Here is a 25657-nt window from a genome sequence, read left to right as displayed (position 1 = left end):
TTATAATAAACTATTTAAAGAATATTGAAAAAAATCAAAAAAAGAAATACACTTATATTGAAAAGACAAAAAGGTTATGAGAAGAGGGGATATAATGAAAAATGGTTGTAAGATAAAACTAAGTAAGAATATAAAGTTGTTTCTTACTATAAATCTTATAGCTTCTTTTGCTATGGGAATTTTTAATATGTTTGTGGGGATATATCTAAAAGAAATTGGTTATAAAGAACAGTTTGTAGGGAGTGTTCTTTCAATTAATACATTTTCTATAGCAATAGGATCTATCTTTAGTGCGTACTTAATTGAAAGAATAGGGAGGAAAAAAAGTTTCAATTTAGGATTTATATGTATAGCAATAGGTTCTATTTTTATAGTTTTTTTCAATAATTCAAACTTAATATTAATTATGGCAATTATAAATGGTTTTGGGATGAGTATAAAAACTACAGCAGAAGGTATGTATATACTTGAAAATACATCTGAAGAGGAACGAGTATCAGTTTTTAGTACGAATTTTATAATGTCTAACATAGGTATGATGGGGGCTTCTTTTTTAGGTGGAGTTATGTCATCTTATCTAGATAATTATTTTACATCAAGTGAATCTATAAAGTATATATTTATAATAACTTCTATATTGGCTATTTTAGCTTTGATTCCTATATTTTTTATGAAGGAACCTGAATATGAAAAACATAGAAATTTAAAAGAATGTTTAAAAGGATATGCATCTATATTAAATAAAAAGATTGTAAGTTTCATGGTTTATCAATTCCTAATAGGAATAGGGGCTGGAATAATTGTACCATTTTTTAGTGTATACTTAAAATATTCTATGGATATAGGAGATAATATTGTTGGAACTATACTTTCAATATCACAATTTGGATGTATAATAGGAGGCATGATTATACCTTTTATGTCGAACAAGTTTGGAAAGGTAAAATCAGTTATAATTTGTCAATTATTATCTATTCCATTTTTACTATCAATTGCTTTTCCACAAGGAATATTTATTATAACTATTGCATTTTTCATGCGAAACGGACTTATGAATATGGCTATGCCGCTTATCCAAAACTTATCTATGGAAATTGTTCATGAAAGTGAAAGAACCAATATGAGTAGTTTAATAGCTTTATCTAGTAATATTAGTAGAGCTATAGGAATTGCAATTGGTGGCTTTTTAATGGAAACTATATCTTATACAATTCCTTATTATTTTACGGTTGCATTTTATTTAATAGCAGTTATATTATTTAGTTATATATATAAGAATGAACTTAAAAGTAAAAAGAGTTTACAATGTTTAAATATTACGAGCAATAAATAAAACTAGCTGAAAAGCTAGTTTTTTTAATTATAAAAATTAAAAATATTAAATAATATAGAAAGGTTTTAGAAAGATTAGAAGCTTAAAATGATCTTATCAAATTAGATGAAGAGGTGATAGATATGAAAGAAGTTTTAAAAGTTGAAAACCTAACTAAAAAACAAGGAGATATGGTAGTTGTAGATAATTTAAGCTTTACTGTAAATCAAGGTGATATATTTGGATTTTTAGGACCGAATGGAGCAGGAAAAAGTACTACAATGAAAATGATATTAAGTCTAATAAAAAAAGATAGTGGAAAGGTTTATATTGATGGATATGATATAGATAAAAACTTTAAAAAAGCTATGACAAATGTATCTGCAATAATAGAAAGCCCAGCAATTTATATTGACTTAACTGCATATGAAAATTTAAAAATAGTAAAAAATTTTAGTGATATGTACTCTTGTAGCTATGGAATTGATGAAGTATTAGAAATAGTAGGTCTTAAAGGTAGAGGAAATGAAAAGGCTAAAAATTATTCTTTAGGCATGAAGCAAAGATTAGGTATTGCTATGGCACTGATAAAAAATCCAAAAATAATATTATTAGATGAACCTACAAATGGATTAGATCCAAAAGGTGTTATAGAAATGAGAGGATTAATAAAAGAGTTAGCTACAAAACATAAAAAAACTATCATCATATCTTCACATGTTCTGCATGAAATAGAAATGATTTGTAACAAAGTTATAATTATCAAAAATGGAAAACATATTTTAAAATCTGATATAGGAAGTATAGAAAATAAGAAGGACTTATTTTTTATAAAAACTACAAGTGTAGGAGAGGCAATAAAAGTTTTAAATAAAAAAAATTATGTAAAAATAGAAAGAACAGAAAAAAATGGTATAACTGTGCAGGCTAACGAATCTATCATCGCTTTAGTGATAAAAGAGCTTGCAAACAATAACATACCAATATATGAAGTAGCACTAAAAAATAGGTCTTTAGAAGATGTATTCATAGAAGTTACAGGAGGAAATTAATATGATAAGTATACTAAAAAATGAGTTTATAACAAATGAAAAAGGCACTTTTTTATTAGCAAATATTTTAATTATACCATCTTTAGCTTTAATTTATTTTGCAAGCATGAAAGTAATTGGAGTAAAAGTAGACATAATGTCAATATTTTTAAATATTACATTGAGTATGCTTCCTTTTTTCATTATAATATTGATATCAAAAGTGATAACAGAAGAATTCAATAATGGCGGAATGAAAATATATCTTATCAATCCTATAAGTAGGAATGAAGTCTTAATAGGAAAACTGTTCTTTATATTTATAAATATAGTAATTACCATGATAATTCAAATAGTAATAAGCTTTATAGCAACATATGTATTATCACAAGTTCCAGGAATAGATTCAGTTAATGATATAATATATAAATATTTAGTTGCATTAATACCTACAATAGGATTAATTTCAGTCCTATTTATTCCAGGTCTATTAATTCAAAAATCAAGACAAACTATATACTTTGGAATTTTAATTTTAATTGGTATTAATTTTGTATGTTTACTTTTAAAATTAAATTCATATAGTATAACTTATGTAATAAAAAATATAGGAGATATAAACCAAAATTTTGTTGGAAATATTAGTATAAGTATAATTTATATATTAGTAGGATTAATTATTTCAAGCCACATTTTTTCAAATAAAGAAATAAAATAAAAGTATAATATAAAATCAAGGTGTATAATTTGATAGAATACTAAAGTAGTAGGAGGATTAAAATGTATAATATTTTAATCGTAGATGATGAGAAAGAAATAGTAGAATTAATTGAACTTTATTTAAAAAATTATGATTTTAGAATATTTAAGGCTTATGATGGCATAGAGGCTATTAATATTATAGATAAAAATGATATTAACTTAGCTATTGTGGATATAATGATGCCAAACTTAAATGGATATTCATTAATTTCAAATATAAGAAGTAAATTGAATACACCAATAATAGTTATTTCCGCAAAAGTGGAAGGCTACGATAAAATATTAGCTTTAGATATGGGAGCAGACGATTATGTTACAAAGCCATTTGATCCTTTAGAAGTAGTAGCTAGAGTTAATGCACAAATAAGAAGAGTTTATGGATACTCAAATTCACCTAAAATTGAAGAAAAATTAATAGAAGTTGGAGATTTAAAATTAGATTTAGAAGCCTGTAAGTTAACGAAACATAATAAAGAAATACAACTTACATCAACAGAGTTAAAAATAGTTGAATTGTTTATGAAAAATCCAAATAAAGTTTTTACAAAGAAAAATTTATTTGAATCTGTATGGGATGAAGTTTACATAGCAGAGGACAATGCTATAATGGTTCAAATAAGTAAAATAAGAGATAAAATTGAAGACACTAGCAAAGAACCTAAATATATAAAAACCATAAGAGGAATCGGATATAAATTTGAAGGTAAATAAATATTTAAGTTATAGAAAGTTCAGAAGTGGTAGCAACTTTAAATAAAAAATATGCAATTATAAAAATTGAAGATTTTAAGAAAATACTCTATATACTATAATTCATCATAATTTTATATATAGAGTATTTTCTTAAAAATCATTTAGAAGGGAAAATTTATTTTGAGAAAAGGTAAAAGTTTATATAGTATATTTATAGTGAATTCTATATTGGCAACTTTAATATTCATAATTGGAATAGTAATATTTCTTTATTTAATTTTATATGGAACAAGAGATGAATTAAATAGTAAAAATTTAGAGGTAACAAAAAATGAAATAAACTATTTGTTTAAAGAAGATTACAATAATATAGATATTAAAAAGGTATTAAGTGAAGGTGGATGGGTAGAAGAAGTTAGAGACGGAAAAGTAGTAAATGTAATAGGTATAAAAAAAGATAAAAAGGAGTCTTACTCAATTGAAGATTTTATAAATGAAAAAAATATAAACTATAAATATGAAACACGTGCATACAGGCAAGGAAATAAATTATATATTGTAAAGATACCGGACTATAGTTATAAGCTTTTACATGAAATGTATGGAAATAATAAAGCTAAAATATATATAGGACTTAGTGTATTGGTAACAATAATTATAGTATTTTTAATGTTTATTTTATTATCTATATTATCCATAAAAAAAATATCTAGACCACTTAAAATTTTAGAAAATGAAATAAAAAAAATGAGTGAAGGGTATTCAGATGTAGGTGTTAAGTTTAATTCATATAGAGAATTTAATAAAATAAAAGAGTCATTTAATAACACTGTTGATAAACTTGAAAAATCTGAAATCGAAAAACGTATTGCTGAGGACAGTAAAAAGAGAATTATAAGAGATATTTCTCATGACTTAAAAACTCCAATAACTTCTATACTAGGATATTCTAAGGCAATATTAGAAGGAGTAGTAACAAGTGAAGATGAGAAAAATATATATCTAGATTATATTTATAATAAGACTAAAAGAATTAATTATTTAGTTGATGAATTATTTATTTTTTCAAAATTAGATAGCCCAGGTTACAAACTAGATTTGAAAAAACATGATATAAGTGAATTTTTAAGAGAATTAGTGGCTTTGTATTATATAGACATAGAAGAAAACGGATTTTTACTTGATGTGAATATACCAGAAGAAAGTATATATTCTATTATAGATACTAAGGCGTTGGAGAGGGCCTTAGGAAATATAATTATAAATGCAATAAAATATAATGAAGTTGGAACAACTATTACTGTTGATTTAAAGAAGAGTGACAAGTATATAGATATAATTATAGCTGATAACGGATGTGGAATTTCAGATGATGTTATAGAAAATATATTTGATGAATTTGTAAGAGCTGATAGAGCTCGCAAAACAGACGGAGGAAGTGGATTAGGATTAACGATAACTAAAAAAATTATAAATCTTCATAATGGAAAATTAAAATTGTATAGTGAAAAAGATATAGGAACAAAGTTTTCTATAAGGTTAGCCAAAATATAAAAAGATATAGGGTTTCCACCATACCAGTCAATCTAAGGGATATTAAAGCCTCCGGAGGATCTTGACGAAAACTAATATAAAATGAATGATTAATTTAATATCTATCATAACGTTTCTATTTTGAGTATATTAATAGGAACATCTACAAACTTTGAAGATTGTAATGATTTAAAAGAGATAAAATTTATTAGAATAGGGGTTTATGAAACTGAACCAGGGAACAATGAATCTATATTAGAGGAGGGGATAGTCATGAGTGTAGATATTATTTAATTTTAAAACTATGAAAATCAAATTTGATTTTCATAGTTTTTTAGTTTCATATAATTTTTCTTAACAAAAACTTTATACCTGCTTTAACATCGCAAACAGATATTATGAACATAAAATAAAATCAAGAAGTTAATGTAAGGTTTGAAACATATCCAGACACTGAAGTCAAAGGACATGTAGAAAAAAAGTTGTGTAAGCTCGTCTGAAGGTGAGGATGTCGACTATAAAGTAAGAGCGAAGATAGATACGAAAGATTTAGAAATATAAACCAGGTATGACAGCTAAAGTTAAATTTATAATAAAAAATAGGTAAGATGGTATACTAGTTCCAAATAAAGTTATAAAAATAAAAGAAGTAGAAGTTAAGGTTAGCTTTTCTGATATAAGGGGTAGAGAAAAGAGTAAAAAAACATTTAAAGAATTAAGCGCAGGAAGCATATATGTAAATTTTGACTTTATAAAACCAAATATATATAAAGACCTTCAATAGATGAGGATAAGATGAAAAGTATATTAGATGATTCAAATAATATTAGTAATGTTGGACTTAATGTAACTGGAAGTGCCCCTGTAAAAATACTTAGGAAAGATGATGTTGAGCTAGCAGTAGGGATTACAGATGAATTTGAGGAAGGTTTAAGGGAAGAGCATCAACGTAAAAGTTAAAAAGTATATCTATTAGGAGTAAATATAGCAGAGAAACACTTTGCAAATATAGATAAAAAATAAAAGGAAAAACTTATACAGTAATCGGAGTATTAGAAAAAAAGAGGATGGAATGGAAGGAATAAGTCTAGGCCAAAGTATTTTTATATCGTATTCTACAGCATATAAGTATGTGTTTAATAAGAAGGACTATATACCTAGAAGAGTTGCTCTAGTTAAAATATAAATAAAGTTTAAGATGGAATAAGCGATACTTTTTTTATTTTAAAAATTATTTTTTATCTTTTGCACATAAATATATTATAATTTACACATGTAAATAATAAAAAACGATACTTATAATAATTAGAAAGGATACGAGACTATGAAAGAAAAAATATTAATAGTAGATGATGAAAAAAATATTGCAGACTTAATTGCATATGCTTTTGAAAGAGAAGGATATTGTACCGAAACTGCTTATGATGGTGAAGAAGCGCTAGATAAAGTAGAAATTTTTAATCCGAATTTAATGATTGTAGATGCGATGATGCCAAAAATAGATGGATTTGAGGTGTGTAAAAGATTAGACAATAGAGAAAACTTAGGAGTTATTATGCTTACTGCAAAGAATGATATTGTAGATAAAGTATTAGGTCTAGAGCTAGGAGCTGACGATTATATGACCAAGCCATTTTATATAAGAGAAATAATAGCAAGGTCTAAATCCTTACTTAGAAGGCTCAACAAATCTCGTAGTGAATTTGAAGTAATAGATATACAGATTAAAGATTTAAAAATTATATTAAAGCAAAGGAAAGTTATTATAAAAGGAAAAACATTAGAGTTAACACCGAAGGAGTTTGATTTAATATATCTTTTATTATCTAATGTAGATAGAGTATATACAAGAGAAGATCTTTTAGATTTAATTTGGGGAATGGAGTATATTGGGGGTACTCGTACTGTAGATATACATATTCAAAGGCTTAGAAAAAAACTAGGTAAACAATATGAAGATTTAATACAAACTGTATATAGAGTAGGGTATAAAGCTATAGGTGAAATATATGAAGGTTAGTATAAAAGTAAAATTTAGTATGTTTTCAGCGATACTTTTACTTTTAACAGTAATTATATTAAGTACTTTAGTGCTGAGAGGTATAAAGAATAATCAAGTAAAAGAGTATGAAATATATCTAGCTAATCAAGTTAAAATTACAAACAACTACATAAATCAAATTAATAGTGAAAATCCAACAGAAAATGGAGAAGAATTTTTAAAATTAAATGCACAAAAACTTAAATATCAATTAGATTTACTACATAAAATCGATTCAACAATTTATGGTATAGATGGGAAGAAATTAACTAAAGATACTGGATTTAACAAGGAATTTAATGTAAAAGAGATGGTTTCTAGTGCTTTAGATGATCAAATAGTGTATCAAGTCGTAGATGAGTATATATATTACACTGCACCTATTTATAAAGATAATAATCAAATAGGAGTAATCGAAATTGATTATAATATAAAAAAAGGCATAGATTTTTATAATAATATACAGCTTCTTTTTATAAAAATAGGGACTGTTACATTTTTATTGAGTTTTGCATGTTCATATTTTTATTTTGATAGGTTCTCTAGAGGTATTATAAGACTAAAAAAAGATACATTATATATTAAGAGCGGATTATATAATAAAATTACCCCTATTAAGAGAAATGATGAACTTGGGGAATTAAGTGATGGAATTTATTATATGAGTACACAAATTGAGGAAAATATAAATAAAATTAAGGATGAGAAAGAGAAATTACAATTAGTATTACAAAAATTAAGAGAAGTAGAAAAACAACAAAAAAATTTCATAGGAAATATAACACACGAATTTAAAACACCTCTCACTGTTATTAAAACATATATGGATTTAATTGATATTTATCCGGATGATATTAAATTGATAAATGATGCTAAAGTTAATATTGTAAAGGAAACACAAAGGTTATGCGAAATGGTAGAAAAAATCTTACATTTATCCTCATTACAAAAATATAATTTTGAAATAAATTGTGAAGAAATAGATGTAAAAGATATATTAGAAGAAATTTGTTGTCGTATGCAAGGAAAAGTTAAGAAATTTAATCTTGAGCTAATAACAAACTTGCAATCAGGTATTATGTTGGGAGATAAAGAAAATTTAATGCATATCTTTATAAATTTAATAGATAATGCTATAAAATATAATAAAATAGATGGGAAAATATTTGTAGGTAGCTATATCAAAGATAACAAAGTTACTATAGAAATATCAGATACTGGAATTGGGATACCTATACAGGAAATAGATAAGATATTTGAACCTTTTTATACAATCAGTAAATCTAGATCTAAAGAACATAGCTCAACAGGATTAGGTCTTAGCCTAGTAAAAGAATTAGTAGAAAGACAAAATGGAAGTATTAGATTATTAAAAGATAAAAAAGAAACTACTTTTTTAATAGAATTTCCAAATTTATAAAAGTTTACAGTTTAGAAACAACTAGATATACTTTTGAAAAATCAATTAGTTATACTACTAATATAGAAAAAGATAAAGGAGATATTAATATGAATAAAAGAGGAATATTAGCAGGATTATTGTTGATTAGTATATCATTAGGAGCTACTGGATGTAAAAAGGAGAATGTAACCGGATCGGGAAAAAATAATAATGTTACAATTGTAAAAGATACAAAAGACATTAAAGCAACGAAGACAGCTAAAGTTAAAATTGATACATATGAAGGGGTATCAGGAGTTAAGTGGATAGATGAAAATAATATAATAATTTCAAAAGTAAATAAAGAATTACCTCCAATAAAAGTTGATTCAGAGAAGGTAAAAGCAGATTTTGATGTGAAAAATCTTTACTTATATGACTTAAATTCTAAAAGTGAAAAATTAATGGGTAGTAAATCTGAATATATAGAAAGTGGAGTTGTATCACCTTACCAAAAACATATATTTTATACTAGTGAAAATAAAGAAGACGGAACAGGATATATATCAGATACAAATGGGAATATAATAACTAAAATATCTGATAGTGATATAGATGCTTATGATATGAAAAATGCTAATTGGATAAATGATAAGCAAATAATAATTCCTTGTAACCATATAGGTGGATTTGCTGTTATAAATATTGATGGAAATATAGAAAAAATAAAAGATGTAGAAAAAACAAATAATGAAAAAGGAATAGATGCACTCAGTATAATAAATCCAGTAAAAGTTGGAGATAAAATATATTATACGAAGATACACAGAGGGCAAGAAGAAGATAATAAGTTAATAGTTTATGATATAAAGACAAAAGAAAAGAAAATGGTAATAAAAGATGATATTTTAGAGTTTAAACTATCTAATAACAAAGATCAATTAGTAGCTATTGTATATAACAGTGATAGGAATACACATGAACTTGCTATAATGGATTTAGAGGGGAAAAATAGACAAATTTTAACTGAAGGTTCAATAGAAAGTGTAAGTTGGTCTAAAGATGGAAGTAAGATAGCATACACATCATATGAAGAATATGAAAGTGGAGTTTATATAGTTGATACAAAAACAAAGGAGAAAGAACTACTTACTGAAGGAAATGGATACTATAATTTTGAATATTCTCCATCATGTAAAAAGTTAATGGTTAATCGTACAATAGATGCTGAAAAATCCTCTAAAGATAAGTTATTCCCAGAGCAAATATCTACTACAAATATAATTAGCCTTGAGGAATAAAACTAAAATTTTCAAATTAATGAGGATGACTTTATGTTAAAAATAAAAAATAAATCCATGGTTTTAATAACCTTAAATTTAATTTTAACTCTAACAATAATTTTTTTCTGAATATATATATTCAGCATATTATAATATGTTTAGCTGGCATGAAAATTCAGGAACTCAATTTTTAATAATATTAATGATGTCTACACCTATATTTTTAATATTAAGTATAACTTATTACTTTTTAGGTAAAAAAATATAGTTACTGGTTTTAATAAAAAACTTCCAGTTATGTCTCTGTTAGTTTTTTAATTGCCTATATTGTTATATAGTAGTTTATCTAATATTTTTAGAATGATAGAGACTTCACTAGGATTTTATTTATGTATAGTTTCATCAGTTATTTTATTAAATCTCTTAAGAGGATATTAGATCAAGTACAGAATAATATTCCATGCTTATGTTTTGTAGATGAAATTTTAAGAGGTACAAATACAGTTGAAAGAATAGTGTCTTCTTGTGAGGTTTTGAAAAATATAGGGAGCGAGAATACACTATGTTTTTCGGCTACACATGATGTAGAACTTACATATATGTTTGATGATAATTATAGAGCAAAAAATTTCTTAGATACTGGTAAATGGAAATAAAGCACCTTATTATTTAATAAGGTGCTTTTTATTATATAAAATAGATTAAATTTATATAAAAATTAAATTATATATTAGAATTGGGACATTGTATTCCATAGTATGTAGAAATAATACTTAGGGGGAATTTTATGCACTCAAAGAGGGTAGTATCTTTAGTTATCACATTAGGGTTATTAGCAGGGTCACTGACTTCAGTAAATGCACTAAACAATGAAAAACAAAATATAAACAGTTCACATAGAAGTGCTAATGATAATATAAGTGGACCGGTAGACATATCCATAGCTAATGAAGAGAAAATAATAGAAATGTTAAAAAAAGAAGGTAAAATAGATAAAAGTGCAAATTTTGAAGAATCAAATAGAGTTTTTAGAACCTATATGAATGAATTAGCAAAAAATAATAAAAGCCAACATATAACTAAACAAGAAAATGAATTTAAATCAAAAGAAAAAAAGAATATAAAAAAACATAGCCAAAATCAGTATCAGGTAAAGAATAGTAATGAAGTTACAGAGGTAAATGTTTTGACTGTTTTGGTTGAATTTGATGATTATAAGCATAATGAGATAAAGCCAGGGGAATCAAATATGTATTATCAAAACTATGGAAGAGATCATTTTCAAGATATGTTGTTTGGTGAAAATGGATATAAAGGGCCTAATGGGGAAAATTTAGTGTCAATGAAGCAATATTATGATCAACAGTCAGGAGGGACTTTAAAAATAAATGGAAAAGTAACTGATTGGTATACTGTACCAGGAAGTGCAGCATCTTATGGAGCTCAGGAAGGTTCTAATAATGATATAAATGCAAGACAATTAATAAAAGATGGATTAACAGAGTTAGGTAAAGATAAAAACATAAATTTAAGTGATTTTGATAAAATAGATAGATATGATTTAGACGGAGATGGAAACTACAATGAGCCAGATGGGATGATTGATTATTTGATGTTTATACATGCAGGTATGGGGCAAGAAGCTGGAGGAGGAAGTCTTGGAAGCGATGCAATATGGTCCCATAGATGGAATTTAGGAGGCATCTATCAAATAGAAGGAACGCAAAGTGAAAATAGTTCAACAGGGAAATTTCTAGCGTATGATTATACTATAAATCCAGAAGATGGAGCAGGAGGGGTATTTTCTCACGAGTTCGGGCATGACTTAGGTATGCCAGATGAGTATGACACTCAGTATTCAAGTAGTTATAGTGAGCCTATATCAAATTGGTCTTTAATGTCATCTGGAAGTTGGGCAGGAAAAGTACCAGGAACAGAGCCTACAGGGATAAGTCCATATAGCAAACAACTTATGCAAAATAAATACGGTGGAAATTGGCAAAAATCAACAGAGATAGATTATAAAGATTTAACAACAAAAGGTGTTACGTTAGATTTGAAGCAAGCAAGTGAAACTGGCCAAACAGTAAAAGTAAATTTACCTGATTTAGAAACAGAAATAGTTAAGCCATTTAGTGGTGAAAATGTGTACTGGGGTGGAAAAGGAAAAGATGGAGAATCATTAAACAACTCCATGACAGCAGAAATTAATTTAAATAATACTAATAACCCACAGTTAAAATTTAAAACTTTATATGATATAGAAAAAGGATGGGATTTTGCAAGTATACAGGTTAGAGAAAAGGGCAGCAAAGATTGGAACTTTATCCAAGGTAACATAACTACTAAAGACCATGATCCAGGAGCGGAGGTAGTTATTCCAAATGGAATAACAGGAAAATCTGATGGATGGGTAGATGCTATATTTGATTTAGGCGATTATAAGGGGAAAGATGTAGAGATAAAATTTGAATATCAGACAGATAAATATACCTTTGGAAGTGGATTTTATGTAGATGATATAAGAATATTTGATGATAACAATGAATTATTCTTTGATAATGCAGAAGAAGGATCTAAATTTGAACTGAATGGATTTAATATTGATAAAGGTAAGGTTTACTCTAAAAACTACTACTTAATAGAATGGAGAAATCATGACGGAGTAGATAAAGGCCTAGCGGGAATAAATTCATTTGGTCAGATGTATGAATATGACCCTGGTATGGTTATATGGTATGTAAATGAGTATTATAGTGAAAATTGGACTGGAGTACACCCTGGAGGTGGATATTTATCAGTTGTAGATGCAGATCAAACAAATATACCTTGGCATTTTTATGATAAAGAAACTGAGTCATTAATAGCTAGTAATAAATATCAAATGCATGATGCGGCATTTAGCTCTAAAAAAGGTAGTAAATTTTCTATTGATGCAGGGGAATCATATGGAAGGATCGCTATAGACAAATATTCATCTTCAAACCCTAAGTTTAGTGATAAAAAAGATTTTACTAATCAAGCCGCTCCAGAATTAGGCGTTAAAGTTCCGGAGTTAGGAATGGAGATAAAAATATTACATCAAGCAAAAGATAATAGTAGTGCCACAATTAATATAAGCAAAAAATAAAATAAATAACCCTTATATGAAGTAATTCATATAAGGGTTATTTATTTATCTAGATAAAATTTATAAAAATATATAAACTTAATAACTAAAATAAGTTGACAAAAAATATTTATAAAGATTACAATTAAAAATGAAAAGTTAACTTTTGATGAAATGGAGGTTTACCAAAATGAGGGATAATAAAATACGGGAGTTAACTCTAATATCATTATTATCAGTAATAATTGCAATATCAGGAATTATTAAATTACCAGGGCTAATCCCTGGAACAGAATTTCAGATGTCAGCTCCCATAGCAATTGGTATATGTGCTACATTTGGATTTAAAAGATATATATTTTCAGGAATAATAGCGAGCTGTATAAATCTTTTAATGGGAACACATACAATTCTAAATGTTATAGTAGCAATGATCTTTAGAATCGTTGGAGGAGGATTAATTGGTATATTTGGAAATGGAATAATAGCAGTAACTATAGCGGGTCCAGTAGGAACAATTTTTGGACGAGTAGTTATGAGCTTTATAACTGGAGTTCCAGCTAAAGCTTTAATTATTTCAGCGTCTATAGGTATGTTATATACGGCTATATCATCATATATAACATTTAAATTAGTAAAACGTATAACTATGAAAACACCTTACAAAAATTTTATACTTTATGAATATAAGATTGGAGAAAGTAGCAAAAATGAAATTATATAGTGTGAAAATGAGGTCTTCTAAAACAACAAATGATTTAAAAGAGCATATATCTGGGGCAGAGAGTATATCTAATGAAGAAAATTTAGAAAAAGTTATCAGTTTATTAATTAAAAGAGCATTTAATCATACTAAGGGAAGGTCGGATTTTATAAATATAAAATTAGAAGAAATAAGCAAAGAAGAAATTACATATATAGAGCCTCTTCCAGTGACTACTGTAAATGTAGAGGATTATTTAGATGGATTTAATGTTGTAAAAAAGGTACTTGAAAATATTGGGATAGATCAGAATAAAAGTGATAATATAATCAGACTAATTAGGAGTATTTCAAATATGAGGGGTGCTATACTTTTAGATATAAATACATTTCAAAGACTAGAAAAAGATAAAAAAAGAGGTATAAGAGCAACCTATATGGATTTCGAAGGAAATGATATAGAAACATTAAATAAATCTATCGAAAAAAATTCACATTTTTTAGAAGCTTTAACATTAGCTAGTAAAGTTGTAAGTTGTGAACAAATTATAGGAGAAATTTGCTATTCGGATGATCCGAATTATACAGCTGGATATGTAGCATCTAAAAAGCATGGGTATGTAAGAATTACAAAGTTAAAAGATATTGGAAATACTAAAGGAGGTAGGATATTTTTATATGATTCATCTTTATCCAATAAAAGTAAATGTATAGATTATATTGAAAATAAAAAGGTAATTGTAAAGCATAATATAAAATTCAATAAAAGCATTAGTTATGAGGATTTTATTGAGGGCAAAAAACAACTTAAAAATTATTTATAAAGGAAAAATAAAATGAATGATATTAACAAAAAGATACAACAATTAAAAAAAATGAATTTATACCGAGATATTAAGTATTTAACAGAATCTCAAGACAAATATACAACTATAGATAACAAATCTGTAATATTGATGGCGTCAAATAATTATCTTGGACTATCAAATAACAATTTAATCAAGCAAGCTGCAATAGAAAGTATAAAATATTATGGAGTTGGATCTGGAGGATCAAGACTAACAACTGGAAGCTATGATGTTCACAGAGAACTTGAGAAAAAGATAGCTAAATTTAAGAATTATGAAGATTGTTTGGTTTTTAATAATGGATATATGGCTAATGTTGGAGTAATATCTTCAATTTGTGATGAAGACTATACAATATTTAGTGACGAGTTAAATCATGCAAGTATAATAGATGGATGTAGATTATCAAAAGCTAAAGTTGTAGTTTATAAACACAATGATATGATAGATTTATTAAATAAAGTTAAGTTAAAAAATAGTAAGTATGGGGTTATAGTTACAGATAGTGTTTTCAGCATGGATGGGGATATAGCTAATTTAGAAGAAATTATAGGGATAGCAAAAGATAACAACTTAATAACTATAGTAGATGATGCTCATGCTACAGGTGTTATAGGAGAAAAAGGCAAAGGAAGTTGTGAATATTTTAATACTAAAAATATAGATATCACAATAGGGACACTAAGTAAAGCTATTGGAAGCGAAGGTGGATTTGTATGTGCAAATAGTGAAATAACAGAGTTTCTGAGAAACAAAGCAAGAAGCTTTATTTTTTCAACAGCATTATCACCTTCGGTTATATCTGCAGCTATAAAAAGTATGGAAATAATTGAAAAAAATCCTGAATTGATAAAAAAACTTAATGAAAATATTGAATATTTCTGTGAAAAATTAGATGAGATAGGATTTAAAGTAAAAAGCGATACACCAATAGTTCCTATAATTATAGGAAATGAAGATACTGCGAATGAATTTAGTAAAAAATTATTAGAAGAAGGTGTGTTTATACCAGCGATACGATATCCAACAGTTAAAAAAGGCAAAGCTAGACTTAGAGCTACAATTATGGCGACACACAACTTTGATGATATAGATATAGTTATTAAAAAAATAAAAAAAGTAAAGAATTCAATAAAATAAATAAAAGGTAGTACTATAAAATCAATTTTATAGTACTACCTTTTATAATATGAAAAAATATGAATATACTTGTATTTAAAATGTACTTATTATAATAGGCAAAGAGCTGGCAGATTTAAAATGAATTTTTTGCTAAGTTATTTAATCTCTTCTAATTTTTCTGTTATTTTCATTATTATCTTGTTTAATTTCCCATTCTATAACGAAAGTCATAAGTACTCTAAGCAAAAATACAGCACCTAAAATAACAAGTTCATCTAGTGTTTTCACTAACACTGTTTTTAAAATTTCAGCTGCCAATTTAAATTCAAGACCTGTGGCCATAGCTGTAGCAAATTGATGCTTTACGCTAACATCTATTTTAAATAAAACTTTTCTAATATAGTAATAAAAAGCCGTAAATGCTCCTATAGATATAACTATAACGCCCATAAACTCAAAAATGCTTACTAAAATAGGAATGTATTTAGTCATAAACTCTTCTAGCATAAAAATCCTCCTAAACTGAAGAAAATATAGTTATAAATAGTATTAGTTAGATTCAGATAATTATTAACAATATTTATTAAAGAAGCCTTTTCTATCAAGTAAAAGAATAAAAGCTATTCCTATTATTAATATAATGGTAGATGCAATACCAGCTTCAGGTCCAAAAACTCCACCAGATATAAGGCTGTTTCCATTTAAGTTAAAATCAAATAAGCTTCCAACAGAAACATTTAATCCACTAACTTCAAATCCAAATAAATTGCCTTGAGCAAAATTCCACGCACTATGCATACCACAAGCACCCCAAAGGTCGTTTGTTTTTATGACATATAGACCAAACAAATACCCAACCAGTATTATATTTAAAATGGCTACTATATTAACATTTGGGTTAAATAGGTGAAGCAGTCCGAAAAGAACAGATGAAATAAATAAACCAATGTTTATATTGTAGCGTGCACCTAAAATATTCATAAGCCACCCTCGAGTTAAAATTTCCTCTGTTCCACCTTGAATTATCCAACCTATCAAAACAATAAATATGTTTAATAAAGCAAATTTACCTACAGGCTGAGAAGGAGATTGTTCTACATATACAAACCCAAATAAATATAGAACAAGTACTACTAAACTCATTAAAATTAGTCCCATTAAAAATCCTATCGAATACTTTTTAAACCAATTGTATTTAGAAAAACCAATTGAGCTAATACTTCTTTTCTCTATCTTTGAAACTCTAAAAAATACTAGTAAAGATATACCAATAAAGCTTAGTAATGACGCTAGTAGCATTAAAAAATCAGGGTTAGATGAAAATAAAGGTATACAACTTATTAACGAAATTAAGGGAATAATAACTATAGACCCTAAAATTGAACCTATATTTAGAAACAATAAAGCTAAAATTATTGCCCAAATAAAATTGGGTAGTTTTTTAGAAGTTTTAGCTTTGTCTACTAAAGTTTCATTTCTTATAAACATAAAAAACACCTCCTAAATAGCTATACAATAATACTATCATAAATTATTGAATAACGCTTTCTCATAATAGTAATTTTAAAATTAGAAAAAAAGAATAATTGAAAAAATACTGGAAATAATAACTAAAAGAAAAAAATAAAGGAGTGCATAAATATGTTATTAAAACAAATCGCATTAGTATTAGTTATTATAGGAGCTTTAAACTGGGGTTCTATAGGCCTATTTGAACTTGATCTTGTAGGATACTTATTTGGAGGAACATATTCAATGATAAGTAGAAGTATATTTACATTAGTAGGCGTAGCTGGACTATACTCTTTATATACTTTAGCTACATTAAAAGATGATAAAAATAGATAGAATTTATAATAAATAAAATTCACACTAAGAGGTGTGAATTTTTTATTTTATTAGAAGAATTAAAATATTTGTTGAATGATATTGACTCTATACCTACTATAGACTTTATAATGTGTTTTAGGAAAAATAATAGGAGGGAAATTATGGTTAGTGAATTTTTAAGATATGCAGTACCATCATCATTGGCAATGTTTATATCGTCATTATATACCGTTATCGATGGAATCTTTGTTGGCCAAGGTGTCGGAGACTCTGCATTAGCAGCTGTAAATATAGTTCTTCCATTTACTGTAGTTTTATTTGGTATTGCAAGTATGCTAGCAGTTGGAGGAGGTGCTTTAGTATCTAAGAATGTAGGTGCTGAAGATATAGATAAAGCAGTTGATATATTTAGACAAGTATTTAAGCTATTATTAATTATAAGTATAGTAACAAGTATCGTTTGTATCGTATTTACAGGTCCAATTGTAAGGCTGTTAGGAGCAACGGATAATTTAGAACCTTTAGCCGTTGAGTACCTTAAATATTATGCTATTTTTTGCACGCCTAACTTAGTTGGTATAGTATTAAATAGTTTTGTAAGAAATGATAATAGACCAAAACTTGCGATGGTTTCAACTATTGCAGGAGCTATAACTAATGTAATATTAGATTATGTATTTATATTTCCTTTAGGCATGGGAATAAAGGGAGCTGCAATAGCTACAGGGTTAGGACAAATAGTCACAGTAGCTATACTTCTTCCACATTTCTTAAAGAAAAGAGGGTATTTAAGCTTTGGAAATACATCTTTAAATAAAGATACAATAAAAGAAGTTTTAAATATTGGATTCCCATCATTCTTTGGACAAGCAAGTTTTTCAATCATTGTGTTCTTACACAATATAGCACTGTCAAACTTTATGGGAGAAATAGGTATATCGACATATAGTATAATAAACTATATAACTACAAATATTTATATGGTTTTACTAGGATTAACATTTGGGGCACAACCTCTTATAAGTTATAATTTTGGAAGAAGAGATTCTAAAAAAATGTTGAAATTCTATGAGATAAATTGCAAGTGTTCATTAGTTGTTAGTATAACAGCGGCATTGATATGCTATGTATTTGGAAGAAGTATTGTTGGTATATTTACAACTGATCCAAACATAGCAAAACTTGGGTATCATGGTATAAAGATAGCATGTTTAGCGTATATAATAGGAAGTATAAACTTAAATACATTAGTTTATTATCAAGCTATTGAAATACCTAAATTTTCAAACTTAATTTGTGTATTTAGATCAATTATATTTTTACCTATCTGTTTAATTGTATTACCAAAGTTATTTGGTTTAAATGGAATATGGTCAAGTGTATTAGTTTCAGAATCTATAACATTTATAGTTATGTATATAATGGCCAATGTAAGAAAATATACTGCCAAAGTAATAAGTGAATCAGAGCAAAGTCAAAATATAATTTTAGGCGATGCATCTAATATATAAATAAAAAACTGGACTCTAATTAAAGGGTTCAGTTTTTATTTTTTCAAAAAAAGGGTAAAACCATTATATAATTAAAATTATATGGAGGATTAAATTAAATTGATAGATATAAAAAATTTTAGAAAATATGCATTTGAAAATTTAAAAAAAATTGATGTAGGAAATAAAATTGAATTACTTACTTTTAAAAAGGACAGAAAAGTAACGATTGAAAAGATTGACCAAAATATATTTAATGTGATTCAAGATGGATTTGAGTATAAGCAATTTTATAATTTAGATAGTAAAAAACTAGAAAAAGCTTTAAAACAAATTCAACGCGCAGAATTTCCGAGAAGTAATAAGTTTTTTTTGAAAATAATAAAATAGAAAAAATAATAAGTTTAGAGTTGCATACACTAAACACGAGCATTATGCTAAAATATAGCAGAGGTGATTGAATGGGAAAATATTTATCTATTGGTCAAATGGCTAAACTAAACAATATATCGGTTCAGACTCTTAGGCATTATGAAAAAGTTGAATTATTAAAACCTTCATACATAAATGAAACTACAGGATATAGGTATTATTCTATGAAAGATTTTAGTACTATAGATTTAATAAAACAATGTAAAGCTATGGGGATGCCGCTAGAAGAAATAAAGGAAGTAACACATAACTACACATCTTTAGAATCAATTTTTAATATACTTGGAAATCAAAAACAAATAATTTATGAAAAGTTAAAAGAATTAGATAATATCAAAAACAAAATTGAATCTCTTGAAAATAAGATAAAAATTTCACTAGATAAAGGGCTTAACACTGTATTTATTAAAGAGAATGAAGAAAGAACTTTTAAAACATATCATTGCAAAGATAGATATACTGATGAATTTGAAATTATTTTGAGAAAAGTATTATTAGAAGTAGAAAAAGATTATGAAAATGTAAATGCTGAAATTGCGTTTACAACTTCGTATAGCGACATGAAATTTAATCAGAATGTAGTTTATAAAAATGTAATGATAAACTTGGGTGAGAATAAAAATTTTATGGATGAAAAAATAATAAAAATACCAAAAGGGAAATACTTAACTATGTATTTTGATGATGCATATAAAGATTCAGGCAAATATTATGATGTAATTATGAAATATATAAAAGATAATAATATTGAAACTATAGGTGATTTTCACGAAATATATATAATGACTAGGGTTGGTATGGATGGAAAAGAAAAGTCGCTTGGTCAAATCGAAATATTAATGAAATAAAAATGCTGGTATCTATTGGGTTATCAGCTTTTTTGCGTTTATAGAAATTAATAGTTGATAAAAAATACTAATTACTTATAAATTTTAGTTAAAAATATATAAAATTAAATTTTATGAAAAAAGTGTTTTAAAATACCCATAGGGGGTATATAATGTTATTATAAACTATTAAATTTAAGGATGGTGAAAACCAATGAGTATAAATACAAATAAAAGTACTTATAAAATAACTGGGATGACTTGAGCAGCTTGTGCAAAAGCTGTTGAGAAAGCAGTTAAAAAATTAGATGGGGTAGAAAATCAGAATGTAAACATAGCAACAGAAAAACTGGATATAGAGTATGATCCGAATAAAGTTAAATTCACGGATTTAAAGGATGCAATAGAAAAAGCAGGGTATGGTATAAAAGAAGAGGTGAAAAACACAGAATTATTTGAAAAAATTGATATAAAAATAGAGGGAATGACATGTCAATCTTGTGCAAAGGCAGTTGAAAGAAGTGTAAAAAAATTAGATGGAATAGAAACTGCAAATGTAAATATAGCTACAGATAAAGCAACAATAACTTATGATGGATCAAAAGTTAAATTATCGCAAATTAAGGGTGCAATAGAAAAAGCAGGTTATAAAGTTATAGATGAAGCTAAGCAAATTGATATAAAAATAGAAGGAATGACATGTCAATCTTGTGCAAAAGCAGTTGAAAGAGGTATAAAAAAACTAGATGGTATTAAATCTGTAAATGTAAATATAGCAACAGATAAAGCAACAATAGAGTATGATGGATCAAAAGTAAAGTTATCACAAATTAAGGGTGCAATAGAAAAATCAGGTTATAAAGTTGTAGAAAAAATTAAAGACAATAATATAGATGAAGATAAAATAAGAAAAGAAAAAGAAATAAAGGTTCTTAAAAATAAGCTTATAGTATCAATGATATTTGCAATTCCATTATTATATATAGCTATGGGGCCGATGATGCCTAAACCATTTGGGCCATTACCTATACCAGAGTTTATAAACCCTATGCATAATTCACTAAACTATGCATTAGTTCAATTATTATTAGTAATACCTATAATCGGAGCAGGATACAAGTTTTATATAAATGGAACTAAAGCATTAATAACTAAAAGTCCAAACATGGATTCTTTAGTTGCAATAGGTACAGCTTCAGCTCTTATATACAGCATGTATACGACTATACAAATTGCTACAGGAAAAATTGGGCATGTAGGTGGACATGATCATCAATTATATTACGAAAGTGCTGGTATAATAATAGCACTAATATTACTTGGGAAATATCTAGAAACTAGATCTAAAGGAAAAACTTCAGAAGCTATAAAAACTCTTATGGGATTACAGCCAAAGACTGCTATAATAATAAAAAATTCACAGGAGTTAGAAATACCAATTGATGAAGTTGAAGAAGATGATATTATAGTAGTAAAACCAGGAAGTAAGATACCTGTAGATGGGATAGTAATTGAAGGACATACTTTAGTAGATGAATCTATGCTTACAGGAGAAAGTATGCCTGTTGAGAAAAAAGTTGGAGATAAGGTAACTGGAGCTAGTATAAATAAAAATGGTAATATAAAATTCAAAGCAGAAAAAGTAGGAAGTGATACTGCTCTTGCTCAGATTATAAAATTAGTTGAAGATGCACAAGGAAGCAAAGCGCCTATAGCAAAATTAGCTGATACTGTATCTGGTTATTTTGTGCCAACAGTTCTAGCAATAGCTACAATAAGTGCATTACTTTGGTTCTTTGTAGGTGGAAAAGACTTAGTATTTTCTCTAACTATTTTTATATCTATATTAGTTATAGCTTGCCCATGTGCATTAGGACTTGCAACACCGACAGCTATAATGGTTGGAACAGGTAAAGGGGCAGAAAATGGTATATTAATAAAAGGTGGAGAAGCACTAGAGTCTGCACATAAAATAAATACTATAATATTTGATAAAACAGGAACTATAACAGAAGGAAAACCTGTTGTAACAGATATTGTAACTACTGATATAGTTAGTGAAAAAGAGCTTCTTCAATTTGCAGCAAGTGCAGAAAAAGGGTCAGAACATCCACTTGGAGAGGCTATAGTAAAAAAAGGCGAGGAAGAAAAATTAGAAATTTTAAATGTAACTAATTTTAACTCTATAACAGGTCATGGTATAGAAGTAACAATAGATAAAAAGAATATATTCTTAGGAAATAAGAAACTTATGGATGATAAAAATATAAGTATAAGTGAGTTAGAGGCAATTTCGGATAAATTAGCAAGTGAAGGTAAAACTCCAATGTATATATCTATTGATAATAAACTAGCAGGTATAATAGCTGTTGCTGATATAGTTAAAGAAAACAGTAAAAAAGCAGTAGAAAGATTACATGAAATGGGAATTCAAGTTGCCATGGTTACTGGAGATAATAAAAAAACAGCAAATGCAATAGCAAATGAAGTTGGTATAGATATTGTTTTAGCCGAAGTATTGCCAGAAGATAAAGCAAATGAAGTTAAAAAACTTCAAAAGAAAGGGAATTTTGTAGCAATGGTAGGTGATGGAATTAATGACGCTCCTGCATTAGCTAAGTCTGATATAGGTATTGCTATAGGAAGTGGAACTGATGTTGCAATTGAATCTGCAAACATTGTATTAATGAAAAGTGATCTTATGGATGTCCCTACAGCTATCAAATTAAGTAAAGAAACAATTAAAAACATTAAGCAAAATTTATTCTGGGCATTTGGATATAATACAATAGGTATACCTGTCGCAGCAGGAATTTTATATTTATTTGGAGGACCTTTATTAAACCCTATGATAGCAGCGGCTGCTATGAGTTTAAGTTCAGTATCTGTAGTTAGTAATGCATTAAGATTAAAAAACTTTAAAGCATATAAATAATAAAAAAGAATAGCCAAATTAGGCTATTCTTTTTACGTTTAAGTAAATTAAAATTTAATTATGAAAAATTTAGGGTAAAAGTATATATGTATATGATAATTATTGTATCCATACAATCAAAATAACAATTGTATGGGTACAATAATTATTGTATGTTTGAATACGTTTCTTTATAATAAAAGCATAAGAAATTGATTGTGGAGGGATATAATATGCATGAGGATACAAGGAAAACAGTGCTTAAGGGTCTGATGATAGCTTTAGTTTGTATTGCTACTATGGCCATACAAATACCAATACCTGGGACTGATGGATATGTTAATATTGGAGATAGTGTGATTTTTATTTCATCAATATTGTTTGGACCTATAACAGGTATGATAGCGGGGGGAATCGGTTCTGCTTTTGCTGACATATTAAGTGGATATGCTCATTGGGCAATATTTACTCTTATAATAAAAGGATTAGAAGGATATTTAGTTGGAATTATAATGAAAAATCATAATACAATTATAAAAAGTGTACTTTCAACAGGAATAGGAACTTTAACAATGGTAATAGGGTATTTTATAGCTGGAATAGTATTAAAAGGTAGTGCTATAATTTCAGCAGCTTCTATACCTGCTAACTTAATACAAGGAATAGTAAGTATGGTAATAGCTATTCCGCTTTCATATTCTCTAAGTAAAGTTAAATATGTTAAAATGTTTAAAGCTCATTCTTAGAATAAAAAATATACAAATTAAATAAAAAAGCAAGTGAATAAATGTTAATGTTCACTTGCTTTTTTTTACACTTAATGAAATTATAATTACTGAAAAAGTGTTTAAAATTTAACATAATTGATTTTCTCTATATTTACAAATTAGCACATAGATATTTGCAATTTTACATATTTATACAATTTTCATACAATAGATGTTGGGTTAAGAAGCTTATTCATAATGTAAAGGGAGGAAAAAATTATGGAAAATATAGACGATAATAGTCTGAATCAAAAAAAGGGAAGTGCGATAGCATTACTTCCTATAGGTGTATTTTTAGTATTATTTTTAGGTAGTGGGATTTTAACTGGAGACTTTTACAAAATGCCAGCATTGACAGCATTTGTAATTGCAGCTGTAGTTGCATTTATGATTAATCCTAAAGAATCTTTAGATAATAAAATGGACGTTTTTTTAAAGAATGCAGGGGATAGCAATATTCTGATAATGATTGTTATATTTTTATTAGCAGGAGCTTTTGGTAGTGTAGCTAAAGCAATGGGAGGGGTAGACTCTACAGTAAACTTAAGCTTAGCGATTTTACCACCAAATTTATTAGTACCAGGTTTATTTTTAATGGTATGTTTTATATCTACATCAATGGGAACATCTGTTGGGACGGTGTCTGCACTAACGCCTATTGCTATAGGAGTATCGCAAAAAACTGGAATACAATTAGAATTACTAGTAGCGATAATAGTTGGTGGATCTATGGTTGGAGATAGTTTATCGATGATATCAGATACAACTATAGCAGCGGCAAGTACACAAGGTTGTCAGATGAAAGATAAGGTAAAAATGAACTTCTTTGTTATACTTCCAGCAGCATTACTAAGTTTTATAATAATAGCTGTAATGACAGCAGGGACAGCAGCTTCAGCTGAAGCTGGACATTATGAAGTTATAAAAGTTGTACCGTATGTTGCAGTATTAGTTGGAGCTCTAGCTGGAGCAAATGTTTTTGTACTTCTTGCAGGCGGGGTTGTATTTGCAGGAGCTATAGGGATTTTTACAGGAACATTAGATATGTGGCAATTTATAGATGCTGTATCTAAAGGTATGGCTGGAATGCAAGAGTTATGTATATTAGTAGTTATAGTAGGTGGGGTAATAGGACTAATAAAACACAATGGTGGTATAGATTTCATATTAAATTTTGTAACAAGCAAGATAAAAAGCCCAACTGGAGCTAAGTTTGGAATAGCTTTAATTGCTAGTATAATAGATTTATGTACAGCAAATAACACTATAACTATAATAACAGCAGGACCATTAGCTAAGGACATTGGGAAAAAGTATGGTCTTGATCCAAGAAAACTTGCAAGTATATTAGATTTATTTTCATCATGTTGGCAAGGTATGATTCCTTATGGAGCTCAAATATTAACGGCTGTAGGAATTGCTGGAGTTTCATCTATAGGAGTTATTAAATTTTTATATTATCCAATACTTTTATTAATATTTGCAAGTATCTCTTTAGTAGTAGAGTTTCCTAAATTAAGCTTTAAAAAAGAAGCTAATAAAGAAAGTAGAGCAAGTTAAATAAAAAAGGAATCCTTTTA

24 protein-coding genes and 1 pseudogene are annotated in these 25657 nt (G+C 27.2%); 23 read left to right on the top strand and 2 right to left on the bottom strand.

The features are described from left to right. The first annotated feature begins 94 nt into the window (after nucleotides 1–94). The 15 genes from GFJ41_RS08990 to bioF all read left to right on the top strand — a co-directional run bounded on the left by GFJ41_RS08990 (nucleotide 95) and on the right by bioF (nucleotide 15835). Nucleotides 95–1333 (top strand): MFS transporter, encoded by a 1239-nt coding sequence (locus GFJ41_RS08990; RefSeq protein ID WP_170075159.1) that lies wholly within the window; start codon nucleotides 95–97, stop codon nucleotides 1331–1333. A 122-nt stretch (nucleotides 1334–1455) separates the two neighbouring features. Next, complete coding sequence (locus GFJ41_RS08985; RefSeq protein ID WP_170075158.1) at nucleotides 1456–2364, top strand: ABC transporter ATP-binding protein; 909 nt, start codon at nucleotides 1456–1458, stop codon at nucleotides 2362–2364. A 1-nt stretch (nucleotide 2365) separates the two neighbouring features. Then, entirely contained in the window at nucleotides 2366–3061 is a 696-nt protein-coding gene (locus GFJ41_RS08980) for a DUF2705 family protein (RefSeq protein WP_170075157.1), read from the top strand. Between the two features lie 62 nt (nucleotides 3062–3123). Then, on the top strand, nucleotides 3124–3816 hold the full coding sequence (locus GFJ41_RS08975) for a response regulator transcription factor (RefSeq protein ID WP_170075156.1): 693 nt from the start codon (nucleotides 3124–3126) through the stop codon (nucleotides 3814–3816). 162 nt (nucleotides 3817–3978) lie between these two features. Beyond that, nucleotides 3979–5352 (top strand): HAMP domain-containing sensor histidine kinase, encoded by a 1374-nt coding sequence (locus tag GFJ41_RS08970; RefSeq protein ID WP_170075155.1) that lies wholly within the window; start codon nucleotides 3979–3981, stop codon nucleotides 5350–5352. A gap of 120 nt (nucleotides 5353–5472) precedes the next feature. Beyond that, nucleotides 5473–5625, top strand: a complete 153-nt coding sequence (locus GFJ41_RS08965; RefSeq protein WP_170075154.1) for a hypothetical protein — start codon at nucleotides 5473–5475, stop codon at nucleotides 5623–5625. 501 nt (nucleotides 5626–6126) lie between these two features. Continuing rightward, the gene (locus GFJ41_RS08960) at nucleotides 6127–6291 is read left to right on the top strand and encodes a hypothetical protein (RefSeq protein WP_170075153.1); all 165 of its coding nucleotides are present in this window, start codon (nucleotides 6127–6129) and stop codon (nucleotides 6289–6291) included. A gap of 364 nt (nucleotides 6292–6655) precedes the next feature. Next, nucleotides 6656–7351 carry a response regulator transcription factor gene (locus GFJ41_RS08955; protein ID WP_170075152.1) on the top strand — a complete coding sequence of 232 codons (696 nt, stop codon included), beginning with the start codon at nucleotides 6656–6658 and terminating at the stop codon, nucleotides 7349–7351. Further along, a complete protein-coding gene (locus GFJ41_RS08950; RefSeq protein ID WP_170075151.1) occupies nucleotides 7341–8792 on the top strand; it encodes a sensor histidine kinase in 1452 nt (483 codons plus the stop codon). The genes GFJ41_RS08955 and GFJ41_RS08950 overlap by 11 nt, the downstream gene beginning before the upstream one ends. Before the next feature lie 89 nt (nucleotides 8793–8881). Further along, the gene (locus GFJ41_RS08945; RefSeq protein ID WP_170075150.1) at nucleotides 8882–10054 is read left to right on the top strand and encodes a DPP IV N-terminal domain-containing protein; all 1173 of its coding nucleotides are present in this window, start codon (nucleotides 8882–8884) and stop codon (nucleotides 10052–10054) included. A 371-nt stretch (nucleotides 10055–10425) separates the two neighbouring features. Continuing rightward, nucleotides 10426–10692: a P-loop NTPase family protein gene (locus GFJ41_RS08940; protein ID WP_170075149.1), complete on the top strand. Its 267-nt coding sequence runs from the start codon at nucleotides 10426–10428 to the stop codon at nucleotides 10690–10692. A 131-nt stretch (nucleotides 10693–10823) separates the two neighbouring features. Then, complete coding sequence (locus tag GFJ41_RS08935) at nucleotides 10824–13166, top strand: immune inhibitor A domain-containing protein (RefSeq protein WP_170075148.1); 2343 nt, start codon at nucleotides 10824–10826, stop codon at nucleotides 13164–13166. A 169-nt stretch (nucleotides 13167–13335) separates the two neighbouring features. Further along, entirely contained in the window at nucleotides 13336–13869 is a 534-nt protein-coding gene (locus GFJ41_RS08930; RefSeq protein WP_170075147.1) for a hypothetical protein, read from the top strand. Next, nucleotides 13856–14671: a 6-carboxyhexanoate--CoA ligase gene (locus tag GFJ41_RS08925; RefSeq protein WP_206001536.1), complete on the top strand. Its 816-nt coding sequence runs from the start codon at nucleotides 13856–13858 to the stop codon at nucleotides 14669–14671. The genes GFJ41_RS08930 and GFJ41_RS08925 overlap by 14 nt, the downstream gene beginning before the upstream one ends. Before the next feature lie 12 nt (nucleotides 14672–14683). Then, nucleotides 14684–15835: an 8-amino-7-oxononanoate synthase gene (bioF, locus tag GFJ41_RS08920; RefSeq protein ID WP_170075145.1), complete on the top strand. Its 1152-nt coding sequence runs from the start codon at nucleotides 14684–14686 to the stop codon at nucleotides 15833–15835. Nucleotides 15836–15976: 141 nt separating this feature from the next. On the opposite strand, the gene GFJ41_RS08915 is transcribed toward bioF, so the two are convergent. Both GFJ41_RS08915 and GFJ41_RS08910 read right to left on the bottom strand, forming a co-directional pair. Further along, nucleotides 15977–16324, bottom strand: a complete 348-nt coding sequence (locus tag GFJ41_RS08915; protein WP_170075144.1) for a DUF1622 domain-containing protein — start codon at nucleotides 16322–16324, stop codon at nucleotides 15977–15979. Nucleotides 16325–16387: 63 nt separating this feature from the next. Next, nucleotides 16388–17305 (bottom strand): CPBP family intramembrane glutamic endopeptidase, encoded by a 918-nt coding sequence (locus GFJ41_RS08910; protein ID WP_170075143.1) that lies wholly within the window; start codon nucleotides 17303–17305, stop codon nucleotides 16388–16390. 153 nt (nucleotides 17306–17458) lie between these two features. On the opposite strand from GFJ41_RS08910, the gene GFJ41_RS08905 reads away from it, so the two are divergent. The 8 genes and pseudogenes from GFJ41_RS08905 (at nucleotide 17459) to GFJ41_RS08875 (ending at nucleotide 25637) form a co-directional block, all read left to right on the top strand. Further along, nucleotides 17459–17665: a DUF378 domain-containing protein gene (locus GFJ41_RS08905; protein WP_035117480.1), complete on the top strand. Its 207-nt coding sequence runs from the start codon at nucleotides 17459–17461 to the stop codon at nucleotides 17663–17665. A 143-nt stretch (nucleotides 17666–17808) separates the two neighbouring features. Further along, the gene (locus GFJ41_RS08900; RefSeq protein ID WP_170075142.1) at nucleotides 17809–19158 is read left to right on the top strand and encodes an MATE family efflux transporter; all 1350 of its coding nucleotides are present in this window, start codon (nucleotides 17809–17811) and stop codon (nucleotides 19156–19158) included. 99 nt (nucleotides 19159–19257) lie between these two features. After that, nucleotides 19258–19527: a hypothetical protein gene (locus tag GFJ41_RS08895; protein ID WP_170075141.1), complete on the top strand. Its 270-nt coding sequence runs from the start codon at nucleotides 19258–19260 to the stop codon at nucleotides 19525–19527. 71 nt (nucleotides 19528–19598) lie between these two features. Beyond that, on the top strand, nucleotides 19599–20417 hold the full coding sequence (locus GFJ41_RS08890; RefSeq protein ID WP_170075140.1) for a MerR family transcriptional regulator: 819 nt from the start codon (nucleotides 19599–19601) through the stop codon (nucleotides 20415–20417). 256 nt (nucleotides 20418–20673) lie between these two features. Beyond that, a pseudogene (locus tag GFJ41_RS19605) lies at nucleotides 20674–20811 on the top strand (cation transporter); the annotation flags it as partial. A gap of 21 nt (nucleotides 20812–20832) precedes the next feature. Continuing rightward, entirely contained in the window at nucleotides 20833–23331 is a 2499-nt protein-coding gene (locus GFJ41_RS08885; protein ID WP_332841131.1) for a heavy metal translocating P-type ATPase, read from the top strand. 212 nt (nucleotides 23332–23543) lie between these two features. Next, nucleotides 23544–24056 carry an ECF transporter S component gene (locus tag GFJ41_RS08880; RefSeq protein ID WP_035117475.1) on the top strand — a complete coding sequence of 171 codons (513 nt, stop codon included), beginning with the start codon at nucleotides 23544–23546 and terminating at the stop codon, nucleotides 24054–24056. Between the two features lie 240 nt (nucleotides 24057–24296). Next, nucleotides 24297–25637, top strand: coding sequence for a Na+/H+ antiporter NhaC family protein (locus GFJ41_RS08875; RefSeq protein WP_206001535.1), 1341 nt, complete (start codon nucleotides 24297–24299; stop codon nucleotides 25635–25637). Nucleotides 25638–25657 lie beyond the last annotated feature (20 nt).

Source organism: Paraclostridium dentum, from assembly GCF_012922555.1.
GTDB lineage: Bacteria > Bacillota > Clostridia > Peptostreptococcales > Peptostreptococcaceae > Paraclostridium > Paraclostridium dentum.
The sequence above is the reverse complement of the archived record's forward strand: the minus strand, read 5'-3'. Positions and strand labels throughout refer to the sequence as shown.